Origin of the sequence: Alistipes sp. UBA6068, assembly GCF_949428155.1 — a bacterium.
In the GTDB taxonomy this organism is placed as follows: Bacteria; Bacteroidota; Bacteroidia; order Bacteroidales; family Rikenellaceae; genus Alistipes; species Alistipes muris.
Genome location: NZ_CASQFS010000002.1, coordinates 139702 through 162582, shown reverse-complemented (window position 1 = coordinate 162582; position 22881 = coordinate 139702). Strand labels below are relative to the sequence as shown.

The window sequence follows — 22881 nt, the reverse complement described above, 5'->3', positions numbered from 1 at the left end:
TTCAGAATGACAGAGGAAGTTCAGAATGACAGAGGAAACCTTTGTTGTGTACAAGAATGATTTTTAATTCTTAATTTTTCATTTTTCATTGCAAAGTCGGTACCGCCAGCGAATCGGCCGCAGGACGGGGCCGTTCCATCAAACCGCGGGCCACGAGCATCGCCGTCTTGTCGGGGTCCTTGCCGCGGAACGTACGGTAGAGGGTCATGCCGTCTTCCGAGCCGCCGCGCGACAGCAGGCGGCGGAAGCGTGCGGCGGTCTGCTTGTCGAACAGGTCGCCGCTCTCGCGGAAGGCCTCGAACGCATCCTTGTCCAGCACCTCGGCCCACGTATAGAAATAATAGCCCGCCGAGTAGCCGCCGTCGAAGATGTGGCTGAAGTAGGGATAGCGGTAGCGGGGTTCGATTTGCGGAATCAGCCCGCGCTTTTCGTTGAGCGCCCGGCGCTCGAATTCCGCCGCGTCGAACGGCTCGTACTCCTCGACCGAATGGATGTCCATGTCCGAGAGCGACGCGGCAATCAGCTCGGTCGTCTGGAACCCTTGGTTGAAAAGCGAGCTGCGGCGCATCTTCTCGACCAGGTGCTGCGGCATCACTTCGTCGCTGCGGTAGTGTACGGCATAGTGGCGCAGCATCTCGGGCTCGAAAGCCCAGTTTTCCATCACCTGCGAGGGCAGTTCCACGAAATCGCCCTCCACTTCGGTCAGCCCGCGGTACTTCACGTCGTGGAACAGGAAGTGCAGCGCATGGCCGAATTCGTGGAAAAGGGTCGCCGCTTCGTCCATCGTCAGCAGGGCCGGGGTGTTGCGCGTCGGGCGGGTGAAGTTTGCCACGATGGAGACCACGGGCGCGATGCGCTTGCCCTCGTCGTCGTAGCTCTGTTCCACATAGTTGCCGCACCACGCGCCCTGGCTCTTGCCCTCGCGGGGAAAGTAGTCGAAATAGAGCACTCCGAGGTGCGATTCGTCGGCATCGAGCACTTCGTAGGCCGTCACCTCCGGATGATAGACCGGCACGGCGATGGGGCGGAACGTGATTCCGTAGAGCCTGTTGGCCAGAAAGAAGACGCCCGTCTGCACGTTCGCCAGCGAGAAATAGGGGGTCAGCATCTCCTCGTCGAGCGCATAGTTTTTCTTGCGCAGTTTCTCAGCATAGTACCACCAGTCCCACGAAGCGAACGTCTCCCCGGGATAATCGGCCTTGAACAGGGTCTCCATTTCGGCCAGTTCCTCCCGGGCCTTTTTCAGCGCCGGGGTCCATATCTCGTCGAGCAGTGCGTAGACCGCCGCCGGGGTCCCGGCCATCTCCCCGTCGGTCACATAGGCCGCATAGGAGGGATAGCCCAGCAGGTGCGCCTTTTCGGTCCGCAGGCGGATGAAGTCGTTGATAAGTTGGTTGTTGTCGTGTTCATCGCCGTTGCTGCCGCGGTTCAGATAGGCTTTGTAGGCCTGTTCGCGCAGGTCGCGGCGCTTCGAGTAGGTCAGCAGCGGAATCAGGCTGGGTTTGTGGAGCGTGAAGACGTACTTGCCGCCGCGGCCCAGTTCCTGCGCCTTGTCGCGCGCCAGTTCGCGGGCGTTGTTCGGAATCCCTTCGAGGTCTTCGGCCGTGAGTTCAAGCACGAACTTGTTGTTCTCGGCCAGCAGGTTGGCGCTGAACTTCACCGACACGAGGGCCAGGTCTTCGTTGATGGCCTTGAGCCGCGCTTTCTCTTCCTCGCCGAGCAGCGCGCCCGAGCGGACGAACGCGCGGTAGGTCTCTTCCAGCAGGCGGGTTTCGTCGGCTCCCAGCCCGAATTCGGCACGGCGGTCGTAGACCGCCTTGACCTTGGCGAAAAGCCGTTCGTTCATCCCTATCTTGTCGTCGTGGGCCGTCAGCAGCGGCATCGCCTGCTCTTGCAGCGCGCGCAGCTGTTCGCTGCTCTCGGCCTCGCACAGCATGCCGAACACCAGCCCCACCTGTTCGAGCATCCGCCCCGAACGGTCGTAGGCCGCGATTACGTTCTCGAACGTCGGTTCGTCGTGGTTCGAGACGATGGCGTCGATTTCGGCGTCGTGCAGCGACATCGCACGCTCGAAAGCGGGCATGAAGTGCTCGGGCCGGATCTTGTCGAAAGGCGGTACGCCGTAGGGCGTCTCCCAGGCGGAGAAAAAGGGATTCTCCGCCGTCTTGTTTTGCGTGTTGCACGATGCGGACATAAGCAGGATGAATGTGAAGAAGAGCATGCGTTTCATCGGGTCGGAAGTTTTATGCGTTTTTTCGTTCCTTATTACCTATATAATGTATACCTTTGCGGCCGCGCGCGGTTATGCGTGCCAAATATACGAAATCCGACAGAGCCATGCAACTTTTTTACGATCCCGATTTCGTTCCGCCCCTCCACACGCTCGGCGAGGAGGAGTCGCGCCATTGCGTGCGGGTGCTGCGGCTCGCCGAGGGCGACTCTCTCCACCTGACCGACGGGCGGGGTACGCTCTACCGCTGCCGCATCGTCAGCGCCGACCCGCGCCGCTGCACGGTCGAGGCGGTCGAAACGGTGCACGATTTCGAGCCCCTGCCCTACCGGCTCGTCATGGGCGTCGCGCCGACCAAGAACGCCGACCGCTTCGAGTGGTTCCTCGAAAAGGCCACCGAGGTGGGGGTCACGGCCATCGTGCCGCTCGAAACCGACCACAGCGAGCGGCGGGTCTTCCGGCCGCAGCGGGGCGAAAAGGTCATCACGGCGGCCATCAAGCAGTCGCTCAAGGCGTTCCGGCCCGAGCTCCGGCCCCTCGCACCCCTGCGGGAGGTGCTTGAAGCGCCGTTCGAGGGGCGCAGGTTCATCGCCCACTGCGACCAGGCTCGCAGCGAAGCAGGCAAACAATATCTGCCCGCGGCGCTGCATCCCGGCGAAGCGGCCTTGGTGCTCATCGGTCCCGAGGGCGATTTCTCGCCCCGCGAAATCGACGCCGCAATAGCCTGCGGGTTCGAGGAGATCACCCTCGGCACCCAGCGCCTGCGCACCGAAACCGCCGCCCTCACGGCCGTGGTCATGGCGTCGGTGGTCAATACAATTCACAATTCATAATTAAGAATTCACAATTGAATGATTTCAACCGGACGCTTTCTCTGCCATATTTGAAAAGACGAGCAGCAATTATGAATTGTGAATTCTGAATTATGCATTGAATAACAAACTTTCACCTCGCAACAGATGTTCTTCCTCTACACCCTTTTCGCCCTCGCAGGCATCGCGGCGGCCATCTGCGCCGCCCCGCTCCGGACCAAGGTCTGGACGGCGCTGGCTTTCACCGCTGCCGGAGCCGTCGCGCTCTCGGCCTGCGCCGTGGGCGTGTTGGCCGGCGGTGAGCCCCGGCCGCTCTGGGCATTCGACAGCTTGGTGCTGGGGCGCGACAGCGGGTCGCTCGACCCCCTGTCGGCGTTCTTCGTGCTCCTCATCGCTGTCGGCGCCGTGGCCGCCGTGCTCTATTCGCGCGGTTATCTGAGCCACGCCCTCGACCGCAAGTCCCCGGCCCACGTCTCGCTCCACTATACCGCTCTGACCGTCATGTCGCTCTCCATGTTGGGCGTCGTGGCTTCCGACGGCGGCTATTCGTTCCTCTTCTTCTGGGAGTTGATGACCGTCGCTTCGTTCATCCTGATTCTTTTCGACGCCGAGCGGCGCGAGGTCCGGCGCGCGGCCTTGTCCTACCTCATCATGATGCACATCGGGTTCGTGCTGCTCGTCGTCGGGTTCGTCCGGCTCCACGCCGCCACCGGGTCTGCTTCGTTCGCCGCGCTGGTTCCCTACTTCGCCGAACATCGGTTTCTGCCGCTCTTTGTGGCCTTCCTCGCCGGGTTCGGCATGAAGGCCGGGCTTTTCCCCATGCACGTCTGGCTGCCCGAAGCGCACCCTGCCGCTCCGTCGCACGTCTCGGCGCTGATGTCGGGCGTCATGATAAAAACGGGGGTCTATGGCATTCTGCGCGTCGTGGCCGCTCTCGATACCTCTGCCGCGCTCCACACCGCGGGAGTGATCGTCCTCGTCGCCGGTATCGCCACCGGGCTGTGGGGCGTCATCCTCGCCGCTTCGCAGAACGATGTCAAGCGCCTGCTGGCCTATTCGTCCATCGAGAACGTCGGCGTCATCCTCATCGGTGCGGGCGTCGCGCTCCTCGGCAAGGCGTCGGGTCACCCCTCCGTCGCCCTCTGCGGCATGGCCGGAGCGCTGCTCCACACCCTCAACCACTCGTTCTTCAAGTCGCTGCTGTTCTTCGGCGCGGGCAACGTGCTGACGCAGACCCACACCACTTCGCTCGACGCGCTGGGCGGGCTCGCCAAGCACATGCCCCTCACGGCCCTGCTCTTTCTGGTCGGCGCCGCCGCCATCTGCGCCCTGCCGCCCCTCAACGGATTCGTCTCCGAGCTGTTGATTTACCTCGGGCTGTTCAAGGGCATCGCCGCAGGCGGCAGCGTCCTCGCATCAGTGGCCGGAGTGGTCGCGCTGGCCCTTATCGGCGGCATCGTCGTGCTCGCCTTCACCAAGCTCTACGGCACCGTCTTTCTCGGGTCGCCCCGCACCCACGAGGTGGCCGAAGCCGCCGAGGCCGACAGCTTCCGCATCGCCGCCATGGCCCTGCCGCTCGCAGGCATCCTTTTCGTGGGTTTCTTCCCCGCGACCGCCGTGGGTATCGTCGGCCGTGCCGCCGGGTTCTTCCTCGCCGCCCCGCCCGCCGTCTCCGATTTTCTCCTCTCGCCCGTCCTCTCGGCCGTAGGCCGCACGGCGTGGCTGCTCGTCGGGGTCATCGGCCTGCTGGCATGGCTCCGCGCCCGCACCCTGCGCAGCCGGACCGTCGCGCAGGGGCCTACCTGGGGCTGCGGCTTCACTTCGCCCAACGTGCGGATGCAGTACACGGGCGAATCCTTTTCCGAGGGACTGCAATCCATCGTTCCGTCGCTCACCCAGCAGAAAGGCGAGGGCGACGCCGTGGCCAAAAGCGAGATTTTCCCCTCCGCCCACCGCTACGACATCCGCCGCAAGGACCGCATCGACCGGCTTTTCGCCGCCTGGTGGGTCGAAGCCCTGCGGCTGCTGAACCAGCGCGCCATGCGTCTGCGCACGGGTAAAATCAACAGCTATATCCTCTTCGCGCTGGCGTTCCTCGTGTTGGTATTCCTCTTGTCCGTTCTTCATCTGCTCTGACCATGACCTTGCTCAATACTTTTCTGCTCTTGGCGGTCGCGCTCGCCACGCCGGGCCTTATCAACCGCATCCGGGCCCGGCTCGCAGGCCGCCGCGGCATCCGTTTCATGCAGCACCTCTACGACCTGCGCCTGCATCTGCGCAAGGGGGCCGTCTATTCGTCCACGACTACCGCGCTGTTCCGCACCGCGCCGTCGGTCTACCTGGGGGCGGCCATCGTCGCCGCGCTGACGATTCCCGTCGGCGACCTCCGGCCCCAGCTCGCGTTCGAGGGCGACCTCGTCTGCATGGCCTACACGCTCGCCCTCGGGCGCTTCGCCCTGATTCTCGCCGCCATGGACACGGGCAGTGCGTTCGAGGGCATGGGCGCCAGCCGCGAAGCGCTCTACGGCGCGTTGGTCGAGCCCGCGCTGATGCTTGCAGGCGGTACGCTCGCCCTCCTGACGGGCTGCACGTCATTCGCCCGCATCTTCGACCCCGCCGTCATGCCCGGCGCGCAGTTCGTCATCGTCCTGCTGCTCACGGCCTACGTCCTCGTCAAAATCGTCTTCACCGAGAGCGGCCGCGTGCCCGTCGACGACCCGCGCACCCACCTCGAACTGACCATGATCCACGAGGTCATGTGTCTGGACTACTGCGGCGTCGACCTGGCGATGATCAAGATGGCCGGCTGGCTCAAAACGGCCCTCTTCTCGCTCCTGGCCGCCGACACGCTCGCCGCGGCGTTCTGCCTGCGCTGGTGGGTCGCCGCTCCGCTGGCTCTCCTGCTGACCGGGGTTTCGGTCGGCGTGGTCGAATCGACGCAGGCGCGCAACAAACTCGTCCGCAACACCACTTTCATACTCACCGTCGCAGCGCTGGCCGCGCTGGCTTTCTTCACGGCCTACCTGCTGCAACTCAACATCGGACTGGCATGATTCTCCCGCTCGTAATCCTCTACGTCGTTTCGCTCGTCTACCTCTCCATCACCGAGCGGTTCCGCAACTTCGCGTCCATCATGATGCTGCAAGGGTGGCTGCTGTTCGCCATCGCCCTGCTGCGGCTGCACACCATCGCGCCCGCCGAGCTCGGGTTCATAGCCCTGGAAACCTTGATTTTCAAGGCCATAGTCGTCCCGGCCATCTTGTTCCGCATCATCCGCAAAACCAAAATCAACCGCGTCCGCACGTCGGGCACCTCGCAGTTCCACGCCCTGCTGCTCTCGCTCGCGGCGCTCGTCGTCAGCGCATCGGTGACCTATTACATCGCCGATTCGACCGTCGACCTCGTCTTCTTCGGCGTGGCGCTCTACGCCCTGCTGAGCGGGTTGATTCTCATCGTCCTGCGGCAGCGGCTCTTCTCGCATCTGGTCGGGTTCCTCGTCATCGAGAACGGCGTGTTCCTCTTTTCCACGGCCATCGGGGTCGAAATGCCGTTCCTTATCGGCATCGCCATCCTGCTCGACATCCTCATGTCGGTGCTCATGTTAGGGGTCTTCTTCACCAAGATCGACGGCAAGATCCACGCCGACGACGCCGACGCCCTCACCCACGTAAAAGACTGACGCCATGACCATTCCCATACTCACGTTTCTGCTTTCGGGGCTCGCCGCCGCTTCGGCGCTGGCAGCCCGCAGCCGCCGCGCCGTCCACTTCGCAGGGCTCGTCTTCTACCTCGTCCAGGCCGCTTTCGCCGCGTGGCTCTTCGCCGCCGGAGGTTACGGTTCGGCGGTCGGGACGCTCTTCGCGTTCGACGCCGCAGGGTCGTTGTTCTACCTGTTGCTCGTCGTCGTTTCGTTCTGGGTCTTCCACCATTCCGAGACTTACCTCTCCGAGTGCGACCTGCGGCAGACCCGCACCTACTTCGCCCTCGTGATGCTGCTCACCGTGGCCATCGCTGGCGCTTACTTCGCCGCCAACATGGCCGTGACCTGGATTTTCCTCGAAGCCACCACCCTCTGTTCGGCAGGCATCATCTACCACCGCCGCACGGCGCAGACGCTCGAAGCGGCCTGGAAATACGTCTTCGTCTGCTCCACGGGCATCGCCATGGCCTACCTCGGCATCCTGCTGCTGGCCGCCGCCACCAAGTGCGAGTCGCTCTCCTACGGGGCGGTCGCCGCCGTCGCCGCGCAGGGCAATCCGCTCTACCTCAAAATCGCGTTCCTGCTCATCCTCTGCGGTTACAGCTGCAAGATGGAGTTTTTCCCGCTCTACACCGTGGGCGTCGACGCCAATTTCGCCGCTCCGGCTCCCGCCGCCGCGCTGATTTCGACCGGGCTCGTCAACGCCGGCTTCCTGGCCATCCTGCGCGTCTACCGCCTGTTGGCCGGAACCGAAGTCTTCGGGTGGGCGAAGTCCGTGCTGCTGTTGGTGGGCGTCCTGTCGCTCGCCATCGGGGCCCTGTTCCTGCGCCGCACCAACAACTACAAGCGCTTCCTCTCCTACTCCACGGTCGAGAACATGGGCATCGCCGCCATCGGACTGGGCATCGGCGGCGCCGGGGTCTGGGCCGCCGTGTTCCATGTAGTCTGCCACACCTTCGTCAAGAGCAGTCTTTTCCTCCAGATGGGGGTCGTGCGACAGGTCTACAACGGCTACCGCATCAACCGCATCGGCGACTACATCCGCATCAACCGCGTCGGGGCCGTCGGGCTGCTCGTCGGCATGGTCGTCGTGATGGCCTTTCCGCCCTCGCCGCTCTTCATCTCGGAGCTGATGATTCTGCGCGAAAGCATCGCCGCCGGCAAATGGTGGCTCGTGGGGTGCATGCTGCTGCTCCTTTGTATCGTCATCTATTCGTTCTGCCTGCGCATGCTGCGGCTCTGCTACCAGCCCAACCAGGACGAGCTGCACCCCTCCAAGGCCGACAAGGCCCTTTCGTGGTCGGCTCTCCTGCTGCTGCTGGCTGCCGTGGTGCTGGGGCTCTGGCAGCCCGAAGCACTGCGCACGCTCATCGACCAAATCGCCCTCCTATGAACTGGCTTATAACCGACAACACCGCTCCGGCCGCAGCCCTCGGCAAGATTCCCGAGGTGAGCTATGCCGACTTTTATAACGACCTGGCCGCCAAACTCGCCGACGTGCGCTACCACGTGGCCCATTATTTTGCCCTGCCGTCCGGCGACCGGCTGCGTTTCTTCTGCCTGCTGCTCGATGACAACACGGGACAGGTGCTCCTCGCTTCGCACGCGATGGGGTATCACGACGAAACGGCATTGCCGTCGCTCACGGCCCTGCACCCGGCGCTCCATCCCTTCGAGCGCGACATCGCCGAGCGCTACGGCGTGCGGTTCGACAGCATGCCGTGGCCCAAGCCGCTGCGTTTTCCGTTCGACCGCTTCGACCGCAGCAGTTCGATGGACAACTATCCGTTCTACACCATGAAGGGCGGTTCGCTCCACGAAGTCAACGTCGGGCCTATCCACGCGGGCATCATCGAGCCCGGAGCGTTCCGCTTCATCTGCAACGGCGAGCAGGTGCTCCACCTCGAAATCGCCTTGGGCTACCAGCACCGCGGCGTCGAACATCTGTTCGAGCACACCGACAACCTCCTGCGCCGGATGTGCCTGGCCGAGACGGTCGCGGGCGACAGCGCCGTAGCACACGCCACCGCTTTCGCCGAGGCCGTCGAAAAGCTCACCAAGCGCGAGCGGCCCGCCGAGCTGGAGCGCGAACGCACCGTAGCCCTCGAACTCGAACGCATGGCCATGCAAATTGCCGACACGGGCGCCCTTTCGATGGACGTCGGCTACCAGCTGGGGCAGGTGGCCTGCGAAGCGCTGCGCACCCTCACCATCAACACCACGCAGGCGTGGTGCGGCAACCGGTTCGGCAAAGGGCTCGTCCGGCCCCACGGCACCGACCACCCGCTCACCCCCGAAAAAGCCCGCATGATTCGCCGCAACGTCGGCGAAATCGCCCGCCGCTACGCCGAGGTGTGCCGCGACATCGAGTCGTCGCCCACCCTTTTGGCGCGGTTCGAGCAGTGCGGCATCGTGCCGCGCGAGGAGATGCAGCGCATCGGCGGCGTGGGCCAGGCCGCCCGCGCCAGCGGCCTCGCGCGCGACATCCGCACCTCCCACCCGTGGGCTTCGTTCGCCAAGTGCCTGCACCACCGGAGCATCGTCCAGCAGCAAGGCGACGTCATGGCCCGCCTGACGGAGCGCTGCCGCGAAGCGGCCCAGTCGGCCGGCTACATCGACCGCCTGCTGGAACTCTACGAACAGAAATACGCCGCAGGGCCCACCCCCTGCCCGGCTCCCGACTACACCGCCGCGCTGGCCCCGTCGTCGCTTTCGTTCGGGCTGGTCGAGGGCTGGCGCGGCGAGACCTGCCACGTCGCCGTCACCGACCCCGAGGGGCGCATCGCCGCCGTCCGCATCAAGGACCCGAGCCTCCACAACTGGCTGGCCCTCGCGCTGGCCGTGCGCGGCGAGGGGATTTCCGATTTCCCCATCTGCAACAAGAGTTTCAACCTCTCCTACTGCGGTCACGACCTATGACAACCCCGGATTTCAGCCGTTGGAACGACGAGCTCGACTGCGCCGTCACCGTGTGCGACACCGAAGGCGTCGTCCTCTATCAGAACCGGCGTTCGCGCGAGGTCAACGGCGATGTGCAGGGCCGCTCGCTCATCCCCTGCCACAACGAACGGTCGCAGGCCATCATCCGCCGGCTTCTGGACGAGGGCGGCCGCAACGTCTACACCATCCAGAAGCGCGGCGTGCGCAAGCTGATCTACCAGACCGCTTGGCGTCAGAACGGTGTCGTGGGCGGATTGGTGGAGTATTCGATGGAGCTTCCCGACCCGATGCCGCACTACGTTCGGGAATGATTCCGAAAGATTCTTCGCTCCGCTCAGAATGACAATGAAAGCGGGGAATAATCGGCCGATTATTCCCCGCTCTTGCTATTGGGCACTCTTCGTTACTCCGTCCACTGGGCTTTCTTGGTGTAGCCGCTCAGCACCGTCGCGCGGTCCTTGTAGTGGCTCTCCACATCTTCGGCCGTCAGTGCGTAGGCACACGACAGACGCGACGTCAGGTCGTAGGCACCGCCGCTGAGCGTCGTTGTGCCGTACTCCTTCAGTCCGTGCTCGGCCGTCATGGGCAACGGCGTGAACTTCAGTTCGTCGTTCTTGTACCAGCCCTCCTTGGCAATATGGTCGTCCATCTTGCAGTCGACGAACGTCACATTGTCGTTGCTCTTGTCCTCGCCGTGACGCGCCAGCCACGAGGAACCCGCGCCCACTCCGGCGTCCTTGGTCAGCCGGCAGCCCAGGAAGACGAATCCTTTGCGGTAACCGTTTGCCTGGTTGACACGCGCGTTGACAATGTAGGCACCGCTGTTCATCACCCGGATTTCGCATTGCTCGAACAGGGCCGCCGTGGCACCGCCCCAGATGAAGTCGACGTCGCCCGCCACCAAGCAGTTGTAGAACCAGCAGTAACCTTTCAGATTGAGCGTGTCCTGATAGCCCAGGAACTTGCAGTTCACGGCCACCAGCCCGCAGTCGCCGCTGTTGTCGTTGTTGTAGAGCGCTTCGGCCTGCGCACCGGCGCCGCGGGTGTTTTCGAGCGTCAGATTCTCGAAGCGCAGGTTGTCGCACGATTCCACGAGCATCACCCCGCGGCCTCCGGCGTAGCCTATCGCGTCGCCGACCTTGGGCTTGTCGGCATCGTTGCCCGCCACGCTGGTCGAACCGCCGACACCGCCGTTGAGGTCGTCGCCGTTGTAATAGAAAATCCGCACGTCATCGGGTCCGGCGCCCATACCCTTGAGCGTGATGTTGTTGTTATAGCGCATGAACAGCTGTTCCTCGTATTGGCCCGGCAGAATCCGGATTTCGAGCGCCGCATCCTTGCCCAGCCCGTAGCCGTAGTCGAGCGCGGCCTGCACCGTGCGGAAATCGGCATTCTCAGCGCCCACGGTAACCACGGCGCCCCGCGGCTTGGCCTTGGTCGAGAAGCTCCATTCCTTGGCCGCGATTCCGGCGAATCCCTCGGCCGTCAGCGCGCCCTTGTCGATGGTCACATAGTACTCCGTGCCGTACTCCAACACGTCGTAGTGGGGACGAATCGTCACGGTGTTGCCGTCGAGCGTCACAGGTTCGTAGTTGACGATGCGGTAGCGCTTCAGCCCCTTGGGACCTATCACGTCGTGCATCGTATTGATGATTTGGTTTTTCTCCATCCGTTCGTGCCCCTTGGCCACTTCCGCCATATCGATGCGGTCAACCTCCGTATCGTCGTCGGCCCGGAAAATCCGGATTTCACCGCTCGTGCCCAGCGTCGGGGCAGCCTCGAATTCGAGCGTCAGATAAGCGTCCTTGAACGCCCCCGCACCTACCGGGGAGACCGTACACGGGCCCAAATCGCCGGGTTCCGTGAGGGGGGGGGTAGCAGGGTCGTCCTTATCGGCGCACGAGACTGCGCCCGCACCGACGAACAACGACAAAAGCAAGGTCAGAAGTTTGAAACGTTTCATGGTTAAATAAGTATTGAATTAGGTTGTCCGATATGGGTTTCGGTTATCGGTTTACAAAATTAAACCCGGCCCGCTCTCCCGACTTGGACAAATTATTAAAAGGCAGGGATTTTTTCTCCGCACGGCCCGTCAATTACCCGCCGTATCGGTTCCGTCTCCAACCAAAAAGGGCGGGACGCCCTGCGCGCCCCGCCCCGACCGGAAATCCAGCCTTTTATTTCACCAGCTCCTGCCAAATCAGCGCCGAAGCGCCGAGGATGGCGGCGTTCTTGCTCTGAATGCCGCTCGGGAGCAGTTTGACCTTGTTCTTGAAGGTGAACATCATATTCTCCTCCATGTACCACTGCGTAGGCTCGAAAATCAGCTTGCCCGCTTTCGACAGACCGCCGAACAGGAAAATCGCTTCGGGCGAAGTGATGGTCACCACGTCGGCCAGCGCCCGGCCCAGCATTTCGCCCGTGTAGCGGAACGCCTCCTTGGCCACGGCATCGCCCTGCTCGGCCGCCACCGAAATCATCGAAGCGTCGAGGTCGGTGAACGCGATGTCGCGCAGCTTGCTCGGCTCGCTCATCGTAGCCATGAGCTCGAAAACCGTGCGCTTGATACCCGTGGCCGACACGTAGGCTTCCAGACAGCCGCGGCGCCCGCAGCCGCACTGACGGCCGTTGCGCTCGACGCACACATGGCCGAACTCTCCGGCAAAACCGTCGTGGCCGTAAATCATCTCGCCGTTGGAGACGAACCCCGACCCCAGACCCGTGCCGAGCGTAATCATGACGAAATCGCGCATGCCCCGGGCGTTGCCGTAGACCATCTCGCCGATAGTCGCGGCGTTCGCATCGTTGGTCATCAGCGTGCGCACCCCGTTGAAGCACTTGGCAATATCGTCGACCAGCGGGAACACGCGGCGGCTCTCGTCGGGGTTCTTCTCGCCCTCGCGGAACTTCCACAGGTTGGCCGGATTCTCGATCGTGCCGCGGTGGTAGTTGGCGTTGGGGGCTCCGATGCCGATACCCGTGAGCTCATATTCGAACGACAGGCTGTCGGCCAGCGCCCGCATCGCTTCGCAGAGGTCGCGCACGTAGGCGGGATAGTCGTCGAAATAAGGGTATTTTTTAGTTGAAATGACCGATTCGGCGTAGAGGTCGCCCTGCTCGTCGACAAGTCCGAAAGCCGTGTTGATGCCCCCGATGTCGATTCCGATAGCCAGTTTTTTCATGGGAAAGATAAGGTTGTGTTTGGATTTGCTATTTCAAAGGTAAGCAAAAATTCGGGAACTTCAAACTTTTTCGCTATTTTTGGAGCCGATTATGAACGTTTTCGATAAGCCGAGGGCAGAGACCGCTGGCGGGCTTTGCCGAGGCGAGAAAACCTGCATGTAAATGAACCTACGGAAACATGTACACGAACGAGCAGCTGCAAACCCTTATCGAGAATTACCTGGCGCAAACCGAGTTTCCCGCCGAACCGGAACTTCTCTACGCCCCCATCGCCTATTCGCTCTCCGGCGGGGGCAAGCGCCTGCGCCCCATGCTGGTGCTGCTGGCGCACGCCGTTTTCGCCGACAACGTCCAGCAGGCCCTCCCGGCCGCAGGGGCCGTCGAGGTGTTCCACAACTTCACCCTGCTGCACGACGACATCATGGACAACGCCGCCATCCGCCGCGGCAAGCCCTCGGTCTTCGCCAGGTGGGGGCAGAACGTGGCCATCCTCTCGGGCGACGCCATGCTGATCTACGCCTACCGGCTGCTGTGCGGACTGCCCGCCGACAAGCTCCCGCAGGTGCTTGCCACGTTCGACGACATGGCGCTCGAAGTATGCGAGGGACAGCAGTACGACATGGATTTCGAGAAGAAGCAGAAAGTTTCGGTCGTCGAATACATGCACATGATCGAACTGAAGACCTCCGCCCTGCTCGCCGGGTCGGTGCTCATCGGGGCCCTGCTGGGCGGCGCTTCGGAGAACGACTGCCGCAAGCTCCGGCGTTTCGCCATCGAGCTGGGACTCGCGTTCCAGCTGCAGGACGACCTGCTGGACAGCTACGGCGACGAACGCCTGGGCAAGGCCATCGGCGGCGACATCCTGGAGGGCAAGAAAACCTATCTGATGGTCACGGCCATGAGCCGCGCCGACGAAGCCACGCGCAACGAGCTGCGCAACCTGCTGGACGACAGCAAGATGCCGGCCGAGCGGAAAATCGCCGCCGTGAAAGCCATCTACGACCGGCTCGACGTGCCCCATCTGACCGAACAGCAAATCGAACTGCGTTTCGAGCGGGCGCTGGCCCAGCTGGAGACCCTTTCGGCCGACCCGGCCCGCACCGCGCCCCTGCGCGAATTCGCCGCCGGACTGATGGGCAGAAACAAATAATTCATAATTAAAAATTCATAATTCACAATCGGAAGCCTGCAATTAAAACGTTTTAGCAAAGTCCGTCCCGCTAAATCATGAATTCTGAATTGTGAATTCCACATTGAACGCAATGCTGCGCAGCGACATCGAAATCATGGCCCCGGTAGGCTCCTACGAGGCCCTGGCGGCCGCCATCCAGGCGGGCGCCGACTCGGTCTACTTCGGCATCGGACAGCTCAACATGCGGTCGGCCTCGGCGGCCAACTTCACCCCCGACGACCTGGCCCGCATCGTCGCTATCGCCCATGAAGCCGGGCTGAAAGCCTATCTGACGGTCAACACCGTCGTCTACGAGGAGGAGATAGCCACCGTCCACGAGGTCATCGACCGCGCCAAGGCCGAGGGGGTCGATGCCATCATCGCCACCGACATGGCCGCCATCCTCTATGCCCGCCGCGTGGGGGTCGAGGTCCACATTTCGACCCAGAGCAACATCTCCAACTCCGAAGCCGTCAAGTTCTTTTCGCAGTGGGCCGACACGGTGGTGCTGGCGCGCGAACTGACGCTGGAGCAGGTGGCGCGCATCCACCGCGAAATCGCCGAGAACGACATCCGCGGCCCGCGGGGCGAACTGGTCGAAATCGAAATGTTCGCCCACGGAGCGCTCTGCATGTCGATTTCGGGCAAGTGCTACCTTTCGCTCTACGAAACGGGCTGCTCGGCCAACCGCGGCGCCTGCCGCCAGCTGTGCCGCCGCAAATATACCGTCACCGACCAGGAGACCGGAGCGGCGCTGGACGTCGACGGGCAATACGTGCTCTCGCCCAAGGACCTCTGCACCATCGACTTCCTCGACCGCTTCGTCGCCGCGGGGGTCCGGGTCCTCAAAATCGAAGGACGCGCCCGCGGCGCCGAATACGTCAAGCGCGTGGTCGAGTACTACGACCGGGCCCTGCGCGCCATCGAAGCAGGAACTTATACGCCCGAATTCGCCGCCGGGCTCAAGGAGCGGCTGCAAACGGTTTTCAACCGCGGATTCTGGGAGGGCTACTACGCCGGGCGCCCCGTCGCCGAACACAGCACCCACTACGGTTCGGCCGCCACACGGCGCAAGGTCTATGTGGGCAAGGTGACGAACTTCTTCAAGAAACTCTCCGTGGCCGAAGTCCTTGTCGAAGCGGCCCCGCTGCATGCAGGCGAAGAAATCTTCTTCATGGGACCGACTACGGGCGTAGCCGAACAGCGGCTCGACGAACTCCACGGCCCCGACGGCACGCCCGTGCCCTCCGTCGTGCAGGGACAGCTGTGCGCCATCCATACGCCCGGACTAATCCGCCGCGGCGACCGGCTCTACAAGTTCGAGAAGTCCGCCGAAGACTGACAATCAGAGAGTAACATAATTTTCCACCTGTCTGCCGACCTCCGCAACCGAAGTTGGCACAAAATTGCCTGTGCCTGCTTGGCGGTTTGAAAAGAAATCACTACTTTTGTAAGATTTCGTACTCCGGAAACTTCCGCAAACAGAACAACCTATGGATATAGTTGCCAGTCTTATCAAGATGGTCTTCGGCTCGAAAGCCGACAAGGACCGCAAGGAAATCGAGCCTTACATTCAGAAAATCAAGGCCGTATACCCCGAAATCGAGGCACTCTCGAACGACGGGCTGCGCGCCCGCAGCGAGGAGCTGAAGCGCCGCATCGCCGACTACATCGCCGCTGACGAAGCCCGCATCGCCGAACTGCGCGCCCAGCTCGAAAAACCGGAGACGACGCTCGGCGAAAAGGAGAAGATTTCCAAGGAAATCGACGAGCTGACCAAGCGCATCGACGCCCGCATCGAAGAGAAGCTCGACGAGATTCTGCCCGAAGCGTTCGCCATCATGAAAGACACGGCGCGCCGCTTCGCCCAGAACGAGACGGTCGAGGTGACGGCCAACGACTTCGACCGCGAACTGGCCGCAACGAAAGATTTCGTGCGCATCGAGGGCGACAAGGCCGTCTATGCGACCCACTGGCTTGCGGGCGGCAACGACGTGAAGTGGGACATGATCCACTACGACGTGCAGCTCTTCGGCGGCGTGGTGCTCCACAAGGGCAAAATCGCCGAGATGGCCACGGGCGAGGGCAAGACCCTTGTCGCGACGCTCCCCGTGTTCCTCAACGCGCTGGCCAAGAAAGGCGTACACTTAGTGACGGTCAACAACTACCTGGCCAAGCGAGACAGCGAGTGGATGGGCCCCATGTACGAGTTCCACGGCCTGTCGGTGGCCTGCATCGACGACACGCAGCCCAACTCCGACGCCCGCCGCGACGCCTACATGGCCGACATCACCTTCGGCACCAACAACGAATACGGCTTCGACTACCTGCGCGACAACATGGCTTCGTCGCCCAAAGACCTCGTGCAGCGCAAGCACCACTTCGCCATTGTCGACGAGGTCGACTCGGTGCTCATCGACGACGCCCGCACGCCGCTCATCATCTCGGGCCCCGTGCCCAAGGGCGAGGACCAGATGTTCGAGCAGTACCGCCCGGCCATCGAGAACCTCTACAACCTCCAGAAGAACTTGGTCACGGCGCTGCTGGCCGAAGCGCGCCAGCTTATCGCCGAGGGCAAGAACGACGAAGGCGGCGTGAAGCTCTACCGCACGCACAAGGGTCTGCCCAAGTACAAGCCGCTCATCAAATACCTCTCGGAACAGGGCATCAAGGCGCTGATGCAGAAGACCGAAAACGTCTACATGCAGGACAACAACCGCCGCATGCCCGAGATCACGGACGACCTCTACTTCGTCATCGACGAGAAGCTCAACTCCGTGGAACTCACCGACAAAGGCCACGAAGCGCTCTCGAAATACTTCAACGAAGACGGGTTCTTCGTCCTGCCCGACATCGGGTCGGAGGTCGCCGAGTTGGAAAAGAGCGACCTCACGGCCGAGGAGCGGGCGCAGAAGCGCGACGCGGTCATCAACGACTACTCGGTCAAGTCCGAACGCGTCCACACCGTCCACCAGCTTCTGAAAGCCTACGCCATGTTCGAGAAGGACATCGAATATGTGGTGATGGACAACAAGGTGAAGATCGTCGACGAACAGACGGGCCGCATTCTCGAAGGGCGCCGCTACTCCGACGGCCTGCACCAGGCCATCGAAGCCAAGGAACATGTCAAGGTCGAAGCCGCGACGCAGACTTTCGCGACCATCACCTTGCAGAACTACTTCCGCATGTACCACAAGCTGGGCGGCATGACGGGTACGGCCGAGACCGAAGCCTCGGAATTCTGGTCCATCTACAAACTCGACGTCGTAGTCATCCCCACGAACCGCCCGGTCATCCGCGACGACCGTGAGGACCTGATCTACAAGACCAAACGCGAAAAGTACAACGCCGTCATCGAAGAAATCGTGCGGCTCGTCGGCGAGGGCCGCCCGGTGCTGGTCGGCACCACCTCGGTCGAAATTTCGGAGCTGCTGAGCCGCATGCTCAAGCTCCGCGGCATCAAACACAACGTACTGAACGCCAAACAACACCAGTTAGAAGCCCAGGTCGTGGCCGAAGCCGGACGCGCCGGGCAGGTGACCATCGCCACCAACATGGCGGGCCGCGGTACCGACATCAAGCTCACGCCCGAAGTCAAGCAGGCCGGAGGTCTGGCCATCATCGGCACCGAACGCCACGAAAGCCGCCGTGTCGACCGCCAGCTGCGCGGACGCGCCGGACGCCAGGGCGACCCGGGTTCGTCGCAGTTCTTCGTCTCGCTCGAAGACGATCTGATGCGTCTGTTCGGCTCGGGCCGCATCGCCGCCATGATGGACCGCATGGGGCTCAAGGAGGGCGAAGTGATCCAGGCGGGCATGATGACGCGCGCCATCGAACGGGCCCAGAAAAAGGTCGAGGAGAACAACTTCGGCATCCGCAAGCGCCTGCTGGAGTACGACGACGTGATGAACTCGCAGCGCGAGGTGATCTACACGCGCCGCCGCCACGCACTCTACGGCGAGCGGGTGGAGATCGACCTGAACAACATCATGTACGACTACGCCGAGAACTTTGTCGAGGAGCACCGCGGCATCGAGTTCGAGGAGTTCCGCTTCGAGCTCATCCGCGAGGTGGCCGTCGAGCCCACGCTGGACGAGGCGGCCTACGCGGCGGCCAAGCCCGAGGAGCTGGTCGAGGCGATCGTCGCCGACCTCAAGGCGGCTTACGCGCGCCGCGCCAAGGCCGTGGCCGACACCGTGCGGCCCGTCATGGAGCGCATCTACGAGGAGCGCAAGGAGCAGCTCGACTCGAACATCTACTTCCCGATCACCGACGGCCACCTGGGCTTCAACGTGCCGGTGAACCTGCGCCGCTGCCAGCAGACCGACGGGGCCGAGATCTACAAGGTCTTCTCCAAGGTGGTGATGTTCACCTCGATCGACGATGCCTGGCGCGAGCACCTGCGCGAGATGGACGACCTGCGCCAGAGCGTGCAGAACGCCTCCTACGAGCAGAAGGACCCGCTGCTGATCTACAAATTCGAGTCGTTCGGGCTCTTCTCGAAAATGCTCGTGAAGGTCAACCGCGAGGTGCTCTCGATCCTGGGCAAGGCCTACATCCCCGTGCGCGACCAGAACGCCGAGGCTGTGCAGCGCCAGCGCGAGCAGCAGGCCAAGGTCGACGTCAACAAGCTCCAGGCTTCGCGCATGCAGGCCGCGGCGCAGGCCGGGCAGGGCGAGCGTCAGAAGCCCATGCCGATGCAGGCCGAGAAGAAGATCGGCCGCAACGACCCCTGCCCCTGCGGTTCGGGCAAGAAGTACAAGAACTGCCACGGAAAAGGGATGTAAGGTGGGTTACAACGAAGAAAAACAGCGGCAGCTGGACATGCGTTACCTGCGCATGGCGCGCATCTGGGCCGAGAATTCCTATTGCGTGCGGCGGCAGGTCGGGGCGCTGATCGTCAAGGACAAGATGATTATCTCCGACGGCTACAACGGCACCCCCTCGGGTTTCGAGAACATCTGCGAAGACGAGGAGGGAAGGACCAAGCCCTATGTCCTCCACGCCGAAGCCAACGCCATCACCAAGGTGGCCAAAAGCGCCAACAACTGCGACGGCTCGACGCTCTACATCACCGCCGCACCGTGTCTCGAATGCTCGAAGCTCATCATTCAGGCCGGCATCCGGCGCGTCGTCTACAGCGAGGATTACCGTTCGGAAGAAGGGTTGAACCTGCTGCGCAAGGTCGGCATCGAATGCGTGCAGTATTCCGCCGACACACTTTGACAAATTCCGCATCCATGAAGCGTATCGTCATCGTCGGGGCTACCTCGGGGCTGGGGCAGGAAGTGGCCCGGCTCTGCATCGGCGCAGGCTGGCGCGTGGGTGCCGCAGGCCGGAACGCCGAGGCCCTCGCACAGCTCAAGGCACTGGCACCCGCCCAGGTCGAAACCACAGTCATCGACATCACACGCGACGATGCCCCGCAGCAGCTCGGTGAACTGGCCGGGCGTTTGGGCGGCATGGACATCTACTTCCACACCTCCGGCATCGGCAAGCGCAACACCGAGCTGACGCCCGACATCGAGCTGGCCACGCTCCGCACCAACGGCGAAGGCTTCGTGCGCATGGTGACTGCCGCGTTCGGCTGGTTCCGCTCGCACGGCGGCGGTCATATCGCCGTCGTCAGTTCGGTCGCAGGCACCCGCGGGCTGGGTTCGGCCCCGGCCTACTCCGCTACCAAACGGATGCAGAACACCTACATCGACGCCCTCGCGCAGCTCGCGCGCATGGAAAAGCTGCCCATCCGTTTCACCGACATCCGCCCCGGATTCGTTGCTACACCGTTGCTTTCGGGCGACGACTATCCGCTGCTCATGCAGCCCGGACCGGTCGCCCGGCGCATTTTCCGCGCCATCCGGCAGCGCCGGCGCCGCATTGTCATCGACAGGCGTTATGCCGTGCTCGTATTTTTCTGGAGGTTGATTCCCGCCTGGCTGTGGGAGCGGCTTCCGGTTCGCAAAAACGCCTGATTTCCGTTGGACGGAAGATAGAAAAACGAGATGTGCCGGAGTACATCTCGTTTTCAGTTGTGCGGCCGGTCCGGATTCAGCCGTTCTTCTCAGCCCATTCGAGCAGCTGCCGCAGCAGCGGCACCAGCGAACCGCCTTTCGGCGTCAGCGCATACTCCACCCGCGGCGGCACCTCGGGATAGACCGTGCGCGCCACCAATCCCGCCTGCTCCAGATCGCGTACCGTGGCGGCCAGCATCCGCTCCGAGATTCCGCCCGGCACGGACCGCGTCAGTTCGCCGAACCGCAGCACTTCATGCTCGTGCAAGGTCAGCAGGACCAGCAATGCCCAGCGGCTACCGAAACGCTCGAACAGCGCGCACGCAGGCGACAATGCAGAATTGTTTTCCATTTTTTTCATCCATGCAACCGCTTCGGATTCAGCGAAACTATCCTCCGCGTAAGTAGCTGATACGCAGGTGCGTTCTTGTTTCGCACGCCAAATCGGCCTATCTTGCAGCCTACAAAATTACAAAAATTATGACCGAATCGGAACAACAGCATTTCACGGGCACCGTCTGGCGTCCGCCCTACGAAGCCCACTCCGTCTTGTTGCAGGCGACGGTCGGCTGCACGCACCACGCCTGCAAATTCTGTTCGCTCTACGGCGACCTGCGTTTCCGCCTTTCGCCCCCGGAGGAAATCGAGGCCGACCTGCGGAGCATCGCACGCTGTCAGCCGCGCGCCCGGCGCGTCTTCCTGGTCGGCGCCAACCCGTTTGTGCTCAGCTACAACCGGCTTGTCCGGCTGGCCGATACCATCCGTGACTACCTGCCCAAGGTGCAGACCATCGGCATGTTCGCCCGAATAACGGACATCAAAACAAAAAGCGACGAGGAACTGCGGGAACTCCGCGCCCGCGGCATCACGGGACTGACGATCGGCACCGAAACGGGCGATGAACCGTCTCTGGAGTTCATGCACAAGGGGCACACGGCGGCCGAAACCATGGCGCAATGCCGGCGGCTCGACGAGGCGGGCATCGAATACTATTTCACCTACATGACGGGGCTGGCGGGCGCCGGAAACGGACTGCGGGCGGCCGATGCAACGGCGGCGCTTTTCAACCGCCTGCATCCTTATATAATAGGCATCGTCTCGCTGACGCTCTTTCCCGAAGCTCCGCTGGCCGCCGACGTCGCCGCTGGGCGGTTCGTCGAAGCCGGAGAGCGGGAGCGGCTCGAAGAACTCCGCGCATTCATCGCCGCCCTCACCATTCCCGCCACCTTGATGGGCCACACCGTGTCGAACACCGTGCCGCTGCTCGGGCGCCTGCCCGAAGACCGTGCCCGCCTGCTGAGCGAGCTCGACGACGCACTCGCCCGCTTCTCCGAAAACGAGCTCGCCGCCTACCGCCGCGGCATCGTTCACCTGTGACCGCGGCACAAAAAGCGCTCCCGACGGTCCGGAGCGCTTTTTCAAACTACATGTTCAGGTATTCCTTCAAGGTCTCCACATACTCCTCGAAAGCCCGGCGCCCGGCCGCGGTCACCCGGCAGAGCGTCCGCGTCTTCTTGCCGACGAATCCTTTTTCCACCTCGATATACCCGGCTGCCGCGAGTTTGTCGAGCTGGACGCTGAGGTTTCCGGCGGTGGCGCCGGTCTTCTCCTTGAGGTACACGAAGTCCGCTTCGGCAAGGTTCATCAGCACGGACATGACCGCCAGCCGCAGCTGCGAATGAAGCAGCGGGTCAAGCTCTTTCATTGCCTTTGCGCGCCAGCCGCCGCATTTCCAGACCGGGAATGATCATCATCAGCACGAAACAATGGATAAAGCACGGCATGACCCACGTCATCGAGAGCTTCACCCCGGAAAAGATGCAGCCCAGCAGCACCATGCCGAAAGCGACGCTGAGGATTCCTCCGGCCACCATGCTGCGGACTTTCAGAGCTGCGCCCGAACCGATAATGCCGAACCCCACCACGAACAGCGCATAAAAGAACATGACCATCCACGGCGAATTGCCCGTTGTCAGATGGAGAATCGCGCAAACGACGACCCCGGCCGCACCGAGAATCCCGACCGACTTCCAGATGGCGGCGCAGAGCTTGTCGGTATAGGAGAGGCAGCCGCGGCTGCTTTGCTTCACGGCCAGCCTGCGATTGAAAAACCAACCGAAGGCCATCAGCGCCCACAGGCCGTTGAATGCAGGATTGCCGGTCGCGGCAACCGCTGCCCACACTATGGTGGCGATGGTCGCCGTGAGGATGCCCCAGCTCAAAAGGATATTGCCGTCGCCGACCTCGAAACGGCTTTTGGTCTCGGAAATCATACGGGCTATCAGCTCGATGCTCTCCTTTTCGTTGAGTTTCCCGCCTTGGCTGAGTTCGTGCAAACTCGGCTCTGCGCTCGGACTCCCTAAAGCGTTTGTTCTACGATCGTTCATAATGATAATTTTTAATCGGTTTATAATATAAACTTCATTCGGAAAAGGAAAGGGCAAACCCGCGCGACGTTGCCCCAGCCCAATCTGTACTGCAAATATAAATCGGTTTATTCAATAAACCAAATATTCCGGCAACTTTTTTCATGCGGATGTCCGTTCCACGCCAGAATAGCAACGGCATAAGAACGAGTTCATAGGGCACAATCCTCCCTTGCGACCGCTCCGGAACGGCTTTTGCCGCTCACACATCAAAAATATCATCCCGAAGTGTCAGTTGCAGCCACTCGAACAGGCGAAATGGTTGTTCCGTACTCGTGGAAATGGCGGGGTTTCGTTCGTCGAGGGAGCGAGCGCCCGAAGCGGGTGTTCGGAACAGCGTAAGTCTTCCGTGCCCGCTCAGCGAACGACCGAAGACGGATGCCGCCATTTTCACCGTGCAAAAGCTCT

The 22881-nt window shown here is 62.4% G+C and carries 19 protein-coding genes; 13 read left to right on the top strand and 6 right to left on the bottom strand.

Annotated features, from left to right (window positions below):
* Positions 1 to 85 precede the first annotated feature (85 nt).
* Entirely contained in the window at positions 86 to 2230 is a 2145-nt protein-coding gene (locus tag QVG21_RS02145) for a M3 family metallopeptidase (RefSeq protein WP_287921720.1), read from the bottom strand.
* A 107-nt stretch (positions 2231 to 2337) separates the two neighbouring features.
* Here QVG21_RS02145 and QVG21_RS02140 point away from each other — a divergent pair, with 107 nt between their 5' ends.
* The 7 genes from QVG21_RS02140 (at position 2338) to QVG21_RS02110 (ending at position 9993) form a co-directional block, all read left to right on the top strand.
* Complete coding sequence (locus QVG21_RS02140) at positions 2338 to 3063, top strand: 16S rRNA (uracil(1498)-N(3))-methyltransferase (protein WP_287921718.1); 726 nt, start codon at positions 2338 to 2340, stop codon at positions 3061 to 3063.
* 126 nt (positions 3064 to 3189) lie between these two features.
* Entirely contained in the window at positions 3190 to 5178 is a 1989-nt protein-coding gene (locus QVG21_RS02135; protein ID WP_287921715.1) for a proton-conducting transporter transmembrane domain-containing protein, read from the top strand.
* A gap of 2 nt (positions 5179 to 5180) precedes the next feature.
* Positions 5181 to 6095, top strand: coding sequence for a respiratory chain complex I subunit 1 family protein (locus QVG21_RS02130; protein ID WP_287921713.1), 915 nt, complete (start codon positions 5181 to 5183; stop codon positions 6093 to 6095).
* On the top strand, positions 6092 to 6721 hold the full coding sequence (locus QVG21_RS02125) for a hypothetical protein (RefSeq protein WP_251214782.1): 630 nt from the start codon (positions 6092 to 6094) through the stop codon (positions 6719 to 6721). Before QVG21_RS02130 ends, QVG21_RS02125 begins: the two co-directional genes overlap by 4 nt.
* Positions 6722 to 6725: 4 nt before the next feature.
* Positions 6726 to 8135 (top strand): complex I subunit 5 family protein, encoded by a 1410-nt coding sequence (locus QVG21_RS02120; protein ID WP_287921710.1) that lies wholly within the window; start codon positions 6726 to 6728, stop codon positions 8133 to 8135.
* Positions 8132 to 9661 carry a hydrogenase large subunit gene (locus tag QVG21_RS02115; RefSeq protein ID WP_287921707.1) on the top strand — a complete coding sequence of 510 codons (1530 nt, stop codon included), beginning with the start codon at positions 8132 to 8134 and terminating at the stop codon, positions 9659 to 9661. Before QVG21_RS02120 ends, QVG21_RS02115 begins: the two co-directional genes overlap by 4 nt.
* Complete coding sequence (locus QVG21_RS02110) at positions 9658 to 9993, top strand: PAS domain-containing protein (protein ID WP_251214785.1); 336 nt, start codon at positions 9658 to 9660, stop codon at positions 9991 to 9993. The genes QVG21_RS02115 and QVG21_RS02110 overlap by 4 nt, the downstream gene beginning before the upstream one ends.
* 92 nt (positions 9994 to 10085) lie before the next feature.
* Here the strand turns inward: QVG21_RS02110 and QVG21_RS02105 are convergent, their stop codons facing one another.
* The gene (locus QVG21_RS02105) at positions 10086 to 11645 is read right to left on the bottom strand and encodes a pectinesterase family protein (protein ID WP_287921703.1); all 1560 of its coding nucleotides are present in this window, start codon (positions 11643 to 11645) and stop codon (positions 10086 to 10088) included.
* A gap of 214 nt (positions 11646 to 11859) precedes the next feature.
* Positions 11860 to 12864: an ROK family protein gene (locus QVG21_RS02100; protein WP_287921701.1), complete on the bottom strand. Its 1005-nt coding sequence runs from the start codon at positions 12862 to 12864 to the stop codon at positions 11860 to 11862.
* Positions 12865 to 13043: 179 nt separating this feature from the next.
* On the opposite strand from QVG21_RS02100, the gene QVG21_RS02095 reads away from it, so the two are divergent.
* The 5 genes from QVG21_RS02095 to QVG21_RS02075 all read left to right on the top strand — a co-directional run bounded on the left by QVG21_RS02095 (position 13044) and on the right by QVG21_RS02075 (position 20008).
* Positions 13044 to 14015, top strand: a complete 972-nt coding sequence (locus tag QVG21_RS02095; RefSeq protein ID WP_287921698.1) for a polyprenyl synthetase family protein — start codon at positions 13044 to 13046, stop codon at positions 14013 to 14015.
* Between the two features lie 112 nt (positions 14016 to 14127).
* A complete protein-coding gene (locus QVG21_RS02090; protein ID WP_287921849.1) occupies positions 14128 to 15378 on the top strand; it encodes a peptidase U32 family protein in 1251 nt (416 codons plus the stop codon).
* 151 nt (positions 15379 to 15529) lie between these two features.
* Positions 15530 to 18823, top strand: a complete 3294-nt coding sequence (secA, locus tag QVG21_RS02085; RefSeq protein ID WP_287921695.1) for a preprotein translocase subunit SecA — start codon at positions 15530 to 15532, stop codon at positions 18821 to 18823.
* 1 nt (position 18824) lies between these two features.
* Positions 18825 to 19262 carry a deoxycytidylate deaminase gene (locus QVG21_RS02080; RefSeq protein ID WP_287921692.1) on the top strand — a complete coding sequence of 146 codons (438 nt, stop codon included), beginning with the start codon at positions 18825 to 18827 and terminating at the stop codon, positions 19260 to 19262.
* A 14-nt stretch (positions 19263 to 19276) separates the two neighbouring features.
* Positions 19277 to 20008: an SDR family NAD(P)-dependent oxidoreductase gene (locus tag QVG21_RS02075; protein ID WP_287921689.1), complete on the top strand. Its 732-nt coding sequence runs from the start codon at positions 19277 to 19279 to the stop codon at positions 20006 to 20008.
* Positions 20009 to 20084: 76 nt separating this feature from the next.
* On the opposite strand, the gene QVG21_RS02070 is transcribed toward QVG21_RS02075, so the two are convergent.
* A complete protein-coding gene (locus QVG21_RS02070) occupies positions 20085 to 20399 on the bottom strand; it encodes a winged helix-turn-helix transcriptional regulator (protein ID WP_287921686.1) in 315 nt (104 codons plus the stop codon).
* A gap of 128 nt (positions 20400 to 20527) precedes the next feature.
* On the opposite strand from QVG21_RS02070, the gene QVG21_RS02065 reads away from it, so the two are divergent.
* Positions 20528 to 21424 (top strand): radical SAM protein, encoded by an 897-nt coding sequence (locus tag QVG21_RS02065; protein WP_287921683.1) that lies wholly within the window; start codon positions 20528 to 20530, stop codon positions 21422 to 21424.
* A gap of 46 nt (positions 21425 to 21470) precedes the next feature.
* Here QVG21_RS02065 and QVG21_RS02060 read toward each other — a convergent pair whose 3' ends face one another.
* Both QVG21_RS02060 and QVG21_RS02055 read right to left on the bottom strand, forming a co-directional pair.
* Positions 21471 to 21752 carry a winged helix-turn-helix domain-containing protein gene (locus QVG21_RS02060; protein WP_287921680.1) on the bottom strand — a complete coding sequence of 94 codons (282 nt, stop codon included), beginning with the start codon at positions 21750 to 21752 and terminating at the stop codon, positions 21471 to 21473.
* Positions 21739 to 22383 (bottom strand): hypothetical protein, encoded by a 645-nt coding sequence (locus QVG21_RS02055; protein WP_287921678.1) that lies wholly within the window; start codon positions 22381 to 22383, stop codon positions 21739 to 21741. The genes QVG21_RS02060 and QVG21_RS02055 overlap by 14 nt, the downstream gene beginning before the upstream one ends.
* Between the last annotated feature and the right edge of the window lie 498 nt (positions 22384 to 22881).